General features: G+C 69.1%; 8 protein-coding genes. All 8 read right to left on the bottom strand.

All coding sequences use genetic code 11. The features are described 5' to 3' along the window. Positions 1 to 93: 93 nt before the first annotated feature. Positions 94 to 1,428, bottom strand: coding sequence for a phosphoglucosamine mutase (gene glmM / locus LV75_RS24975; RefSeq protein ID WP_253889421.1), 1,335 nt, complete (start codon positions 1,426 to 1,428; stop codon positions 94 to 96). A 199-nt stretch (positions 1,429 to 1,627) separates the two neighbouring features. Then, a complete protein-coding gene (rpsI, locus tag LV75_RS35630) occupies positions 1,628 to 2,266 on the bottom strand; it encodes a 30S ribosomal protein S9 (RefSeq protein WP_253889422.1) in 639 nt (212 codons plus the stop codon). Continuing rightward, a complete protein-coding gene (gene rplM / locus LV75_RS24985) occupies positions 2,263 to 2,706 on the bottom strand; it encodes a 50S ribosomal protein L13 (protein WP_204449023.1) in 444 nt (147 codons plus the stop codon). The genes rpsI and rplM overlap by 4 nt, the downstream gene beginning before the upstream one ends. 300 nt (positions 2,707 to 3,006) lie before the next feature. Beyond that, positions 3,007 to 3,300 (bottom strand): WXG100 family type VII secretion target, encoded by a 294-nt coding sequence (locus tag LV75_RS24990; protein WP_092777732.1) that lies wholly within the window; start codon positions 3,298 to 3,300, stop codon positions 3,007 to 3,009. Between the two features lie 68 nt (positions 3,301 to 3,368). Beyond that, positions 3,369 to 3,680, bottom strand: coding sequence for a WXG100 family type VII secretion target (locus LV75_RS24995; protein WP_204449024.1), 312 nt, complete (start codon positions 3,678 to 3,680; stop codon positions 3,369 to 3,371). 217 nt (positions 3,681 to 3,897) lie between these two features. Beyond that, positions 3,898 to 4,134, bottom strand: coding sequence for a hypothetical protein (locus LV75_RS25000; protein WP_253889423.1), 237 nt, complete (start codon positions 4,132 to 4,134; stop codon positions 3,898 to 3,900). Further along, entirely contained in the window at positions 4,131 to 5,873 is a 1,743-nt protein-coding gene (locus LV75_RS25005) for a type VII secretion-associated protein (protein ID WP_253889424.1), read from the bottom strand. The genes LV75_RS25000 and LV75_RS25005 overlap by 4 nt, the downstream gene beginning before the upstream one ends. A gap of 190 nt (positions 5,874 to 6,063) precedes the next feature. Continuing rightward, a partial coding sequence (locus tag LV75_RS25010) for an IS30 family transposase (RefSeq protein ID WP_253889425.1) occupies positions 6,064 to 6,330 on the bottom strand: 267 nt, incomplete at its 5' end.

Below are 6,330 nucleotides of genomic sequence, written 5' to 3' on the forward strand. Positions count from 1 at the left end.
TAACCGCGACCCGCGCCGGGGGGTTAGGACTCAGCGCACTCGGCCGTCAGCCCGGCCAGCGCGCTCCAGCCTGTGTCAGTGCGCTCCAGCCTGTCAGTGCACACCCGCGACGACGGCGGCGAGCCGGTCGGCGGCGGTCTGGGCGGCTTCCTCGCTGGGGGCCTCGACCATCACCCGGACCAGCTGCTCGGTGCCCGAGGGGCGCAGCAGGACCCGGCCGGTGTCGCCGAGCTCGGCCTCCACGGCCGCGACGGCCGAGCTGACCAGCGGGGACGACGCCACGGTCGCCTTGTCGGTGACCTTGACGTTGATCAGGACCTGGGGCATCCGGGTCATCACGCCCGCCAGCTCGGCGAGCGGGCGGCCGGTGGCGGCGACCCTGGCCATCAGGCGCATGGCGGTGAGCAGGCCGTCACCGGTGGTGGCGTGGCCGGGGATGAGGACGTGGCCGGACTGCTCGCCGCCGAGGGCGAGGCCGGTGGCGCGCAGCTCCTCGAGGACGTAGCGGTCGCCGACGGCCGTGGTGCGCAGCTTGAGACCGGCGTCGCGCATGGCGACGTGCAGGCCGAGGTTGCTCATCACGGTGACCACGAAGCTGTCGTCGACCAGCTCACCGGCGTCGCGCATGGCCAGGGCGAGCACGGCCATGATCTGGTCGCCGTCGATGACCGCGCCGGTCCCGTCCACGGCCAGGCAGCGGTCGGCGTCGCCGTCGTGCGCGATGCCCAGGTCGGCGCCCTCGGCGAGCACGGCGGCGCGCAGGTCCTCGAGGTGGGTCGAGCCGCAGCCGTCGTTGATGTTCTCGCCGTCGGGCAGGGCGTGGATCGCGATGACCTCGGCGCCCGCCTCCCGGTAGGCCTGCGGCGCGGCGGCCCAGGCGGCCCCGTTGGCGCAGTCGACGACGACCTTGAGTCCGTCCAGCCGGTTGGGGACGGCGGCGAGCAGGTGCGCGACGTAGCGGTCGTGCGCGTCGGCGATGTCGTAGACCCGGCCGACCCCGGCGCCGGTGGGCCGCTCGGTCGGCGCCTGGAGGTTGGCCTCGATCTCGTCCTCGATCGCGTCGGGCAGCTTGTGCCCGCCCGCGGCGAAGAGCTTGATGCCGTTGTCGGGCATCGGGTTGTGCGAGGCGGAGATCATCACGCCCAGGTCGGCGCCGAGCGCGCCGACCAGGAACGCCACGGCGGGGGTGGGCAGCACGCCGACCTGCATGACGTCGGCACCGGCCGAGGCCAGGCCCGCGGCGACGGCGGCCTGCAGCATCTCACCGCTGGCCCGGGGGTCGCGGCCGACCACGGCGACCGGGCGGTGCGAGGTGTCGCGCGCGGCGAGCACCCTGGCCGCCGCCGCGGCGACCGACATCGCCAGTTCCGGGGTGAGGTCCGCGTTGGCGAGGCCACGCACGCCATCGGTGCCGAACAGTCGAGCCATGGACGGGTTCCTCCACGTGTGGGGACGGATGTGGGAGGCAGGGGGACTTGCGGGTGGGACGGCTTGCGGGTGGGACGGGAGACAGCACCGAGCGGGTGGGGCTGGTGGGACGACCCGGGGGAAAAGCACAGCGGGAGCAGCCTGTTCGAAGTCGAACGAGCTGCTCCCGCTGGGTCGTGCCGTGGCTGACGCCGAAGGGTCAGCGCTTGCTGTACTGAGGCGCCTTGCGGGCCTTCTTCAGGCCGTACTTCTTCCGCTCCTTGGCCCGCGGGTCACGGGTGAGGAAGCCTGCCTTCTTCAGGACCGGCCGGTCCTCGGAGTCGAGCTCGATCAGCGCGCGGGCGATCGCCAGGCGCAGCGCACCGGCCTGGCCGGTGATGCCGCCGCCGTGCAGGTTGGCGCGGATGTCGAAGGACTCGGGCTTCTCGACGACCACGAGCGGCTCGCGGATGAGCTGCTGGTGGACCTTGTTCGGGAAGTAGTCCTCGAGCGACTTGCCGTTGAGCAGGAACTTGCCGGACCCCGGGGTGATCCGGACGCGGACGACGGCCTCCTTGCGGCGGCCGACGGTCTGCGCGGTCTCGGAGGTCAGGTGCGGCAGCGCCGGGGCGGGGGCCTCAGCGGTGTCGTCGTCGCCGTCGAGCGCGTCGAACTCGGCGACGGCTGCTGCCTCGTCGGTCTCCGCGGTCTCGTCGGCGGCGGACTCCTCGGCGGCGCTGTCGTCGGCGACCGCCTCGTCAGCGACCGCCTCGTCGGCGGCGGCGGTCTCGTCGACCTCGGCCGCGGTCTCGACGGCGTCGTCCTCGACGGGCTCGGGGGTCACGACGTCTTCACTCACTTGGTGACCTTCGCAATCTCGAACGGCTGGGGCTGCTGGGCGGCGTGCGGGTGCGCAGGGCCTGCGTAGACCTTGAGCTTCTTGCCCTGGGCGCGGCCGAGCTTGTTCTTGGGGAGCATGCCCTTGACGACCTTCTCCAGCAGCCGGTCGGGGCGGGTGTCGAGCAGCTCGCCGAAGGACTGCTTGCGCAGACCGCCGGGGTAGCCGCTGTGCCGGTAGGCGAACGCCTGGTCCCGCTTGTTGCCGGTGAGGACAACCTTCTCCGCGTTGACGATGACTACGAAGTCACCGGTGTCCACGTGGGGGGCGTAGGTGGGCTTGTGCTTGCCGCGGAGAAGGGTCGCGACATGCGTGGCAAGACGACCGAGCACCACGTCCTCGGCGTCGATCACGTGCCAGGCTCGGTCGACCTCGCCGGGCTTAGGGCTGTACGTGGGCACGGGTCTACCTCATCGTCAACATGCGTCATGGGTGCCTGTGCGGGCATCACCCCTGGACGAACGGGTCGTCCAAAGGCGCGCAACGCGGCTCGACTCGCGCTAAACCAGCCGAGCTTTACGCCCCGCGCCGCACAACAACGTAAGAAGATACCGGGTGCCCGTTGAGGGGTCAAAAGCACCCCTCCTCACCCGCCTGGGTGTGGCCTGGGCCACGGTCGGATCGAGACGCGGCAAGGCCCGGGGGGAGCCCCCGGGCCTTGGCGGTACGAGCGTAGGACCGACCGGTGGCCGGCGGTCGACTCAGCCCCAGCGGTTGGCGTTCGCGCGCTCGGTGGCCTCGTAGTTCTCACCGGACTGCTGCACCGCGACCGCGATGGAGGACAGGACCTGCTTGAGCTCGTCGTAGGCCTTGTCCCACTCGGCCTGCTTGGCGTTCCAGGCCTCGGAGGCGGCACCGGTGTAGCCCGCGGCGAGCGGGGCCAGGCGCTGCTTGAGGTCGCCGAGCAGGGTCTCCAGCTGGCTGGAGGTCGACGCGAGCGACTGCGACGCGTTCGCGACCTCCGCGAAATTGACCTTGATGATGTCGCCGGACATTGGGTTTCTCCCTGAAGTCGTCAATCAAGTACGAGATGGGCCGGAAAGCACTACCGCGGAAGGAGGACTCAGCCGCCGAGGACGCTGGTGATGTTCGACAGCGAGGAGGAGGACTCCTCTTCCTGGCGGACGTAGGCCGCGTTGCTCTCCTTGAGCTGCTGCGAGATCGCCTCGAGGGCGGTGTGCAGCTTGTTGGCGTCGTCGTTGTAGCGCTGCATCAGCGTGGCGAAGGCGCGAGCGGCGTTACCCGACCAGTTGTCGTGCAGCGGCTGCAGGGCGCTGCCCAGGCTCTTGAGAGAGTTCTGGCTCTGCTCGTTGACGTTGTCGACGTCGACAGCGGCCTTGGCCATCTCTTCTGGCGTGATTCCGTAACCGGACATTGGGAGAAACCCCCTGGCTTGTGGTTGGGTCGTACGCCTTCTTCGTTCGTACGCCGCTTACGACGATGACCCTGCCAGGTTTGGTTCCCCCTCGGTGCAGGTTGGTCCCAGGTCGTTGCTCCCGTTAACGGTCTTGCCGGGAACCCGCAGGTCAGACCAGGTTGACGGGGACTGGACAAGCCGGGAACCAGTTCACAGGTGTGAACGTCACCGCAGGTCAGCCCCCGTGCAGCAGGATCTGGTCCTGCGAGAAGTCCTCGTCGTCCGGCGGGGTCTGCTGCGCGCGCTGCGACTCCGGCGGCGCGCCGGTGCCCTTGGCCGCCAACCGCTGCGTGTCGCGCCGGAACGCGGCGCTGGTCTCGCGCGCCTCGGCCGAGGCGCGGCGCGCGGCGGTGACCGCCGCGGACACCTCGGCCCGGAACCTGGCGACCGATTCGGTGAAACCGTCGTTCACTGCCCACCTCCGACCACGGTGGTGCGCACCACCGTCTCGCAAGCCTGCCGCACCCGGTCCCGACCGTCCTCGGTGTACTGGCAGCCGATGCTGACCTGGTACCTGCCCTCCAGGAGCACGTACCAGTCGACGGTAGCGCCCTGCTTGGTCAACTGCTCGCGGTAGTAGACGACATCCCGCCCCGCGAAACTAGCGCCTTCGTCATAGCCGGAGAGTTCAGAGCCACGCCCGTCGAAGTCCGCCCGCAGTCGCTCTAACGCCCGCGCACGGTCGGTACCGCTGTCGAACGAAAGTTGGCGCTCTTGCACCAAGACCAGGTCGTTGCCCTGCTCCGCACCTGTGGGCTTGATCTCGGTGCGCATGATCCCCGGGCTCCCACCCGTCTGCGTCCAGTCGTCCGGCAACGCGAACCGGTAGTCATACCTTGAGATCGTGGTGCTGTTGGCGCCGTCTTGGTTCAGTGCGAGCAAGAGCCCAACACCACCACCGATCAACGCCAGCAGCACGCCTATCCCTACATAGAGCCCGGTCTTCCGCCTCTTCTTCGGCTGCAGCTGCTCGGCGGGCTTATAGGGCTGCGGCTCAGCGGGTTGGTACGGCTGCTGCTGCGGTGCCTGGCGGCCTTGCTGCGCACCGGATCCGTAGGGCCCACTCGCGAGCACCCCGGTGTGATCCACATCGGGAGCGACCGCCCGCAACGCGCCCCGCGCCACCACGGTCTCCGGCTGGTCCAGCGTGACCGGCACGACGCCGGTTCGCTCCGCGACCAACCGCGCCACCAACGGGATCCGACTCGATCCGCCCACGAGGAAGATCCCCGCCAACTGCCCCGGCACCAACCCCGCGTCCCGCACCGCGGCGAGCGTGAGCACAACAGCGGACCCGATCGGATCAGCGATCAACCGCTCGAGGTCGTCCCGGGTCACATGCGCGTCGGGGAACGGCGAAGGGAGCGGGATGTCGGTATAGGTATGCCGCGACAACGTCTCCTTGGCGTTGCGCACATCCTGCCGCAGCACCCGTCTGCGGCGCCGGTCCAGGAGGTCCCGCCCCTCGATGAGCTCTTTCCAAGCATCGCTGTGCTTGGCCGCGGCCGTGCGTCCCAGGTAATCCAGCAGGAACTGATCGACATCAGCGCCACCGAAAGTCGGATTCCCCTTGCTGGACAAGACAGTGAAGAGGGTCGTGTGCTGCTCGGTCCGCACGACGCTGACGTCCACGGTCCCACCACCGAGATCCAGGACGGCGAGGATCCGCCCGGGACCCGGGTAGCTGGCGGAGTGGAAAACGGCCGCCGCAACGGGTTCCGGGATCAACAGGATCCTGGTGGCAAGCCCGGTCGCGGCCTGGCGGAGGACTTGCGTGCGGACGCCGCCCCAATCGGCCGGGTGGGTCAGGACGAGCTGATCGACCTGCGCACCACCCGCAACGCGGCGCGCTTCCGCCACCGCGCGCCCGATGACAGCCCGGAATACCTGGATGACGGGAATTACCACATCACCAAGAAGCAGCTCACCGTCGTCGATTCGCCGTTTGGGGTGGGGCTCGTAGCGGGAGGGGTCCAACGCGGCTTGCCGTTCAGCTTCCTGCCCGACGAAGAGGGTGCCGTCGATGCCCGCGTAGACAGCGGAGGAGAGCAGGGGCTGGCCGTCGATGACGACCACTTGAGGCTCCCGGCCGTTGAGCGAGATGGCGACGCAGGTGCTGGAGGTGCCGAAGTCGACAGCTACGCGCAGCACGGTGCCACCTTTCCGCCGGTATGCCTTAGGTCACCCTACGTGGCGGTTCAAGGGGGGCGGGTGGGGGTGCGTTCTTGATCTTGCTGCGGTGGGGGTGGTTGTCCACAACGCCTTCGACCATCCACAGGGGTCGATTGCTGCTGCTGTTTTGGTGGCGCTTCTCGGTAGGCTGTATATCGGGGGCTTGGTTTCAGGTGATGGGTGCGCCACCGTGGTTGATCAGCAGTTCGTTCATCTTCTCGGTGGGTGACGCCCAGCCGAGGGTCATGCGGGGTCGCCCGTTGAGTTGGCGGGCGACGAAGTCGAGATGGGCTTGGGTGTGGACCGACAGGTCCGTTCCCTTGGGAAAGTACTGGCGCAGGAGCCCGTTGGTGTTCTCGTTGGTTCCTCGCTGCCAAGGGCTGTGCGGGTCACAGAAGTAGACGGGCATGCCGGTGGCGATGGTGAACTTCGCGTG

The sequence above is a fragment of the Actinokineospora diospyrosa genome, assembly GCF_024171925.1.
GTDB classification, from domain to species: Bacteria; Actinomycetota; Actinomycetes; order Mycobacteriales; family Pseudonocardiaceae; genus Actinokineospora; species Actinokineospora diospyrosa.

What these genes read in the sequence shown, in the direction of transcription:
- glmM (WP_253889421.1), bottom strand. Translation starts at nt 1,428, where the DNA reads ATGGCTCGACTGTTCGGCACCGATGGCGTGCGTGGCCTCGCCAACGCG.
- LV75_RS24990 (WP_092777732.1), bottom strand. Translation starts at nt 3,300, where the DNA reads ATGTCCGGCGACATCATCAAGGTCAATTTCGCGGAGGTCGCGAACGCG.
- LV75_RS24995 (WP_204449024.1), bottom strand. Translation starts at nt 3,680, where the DNA reads ATGTCCGGTTACGGAATCACGCCAGAAGAGATGGCCAAGGCCGCTGTC.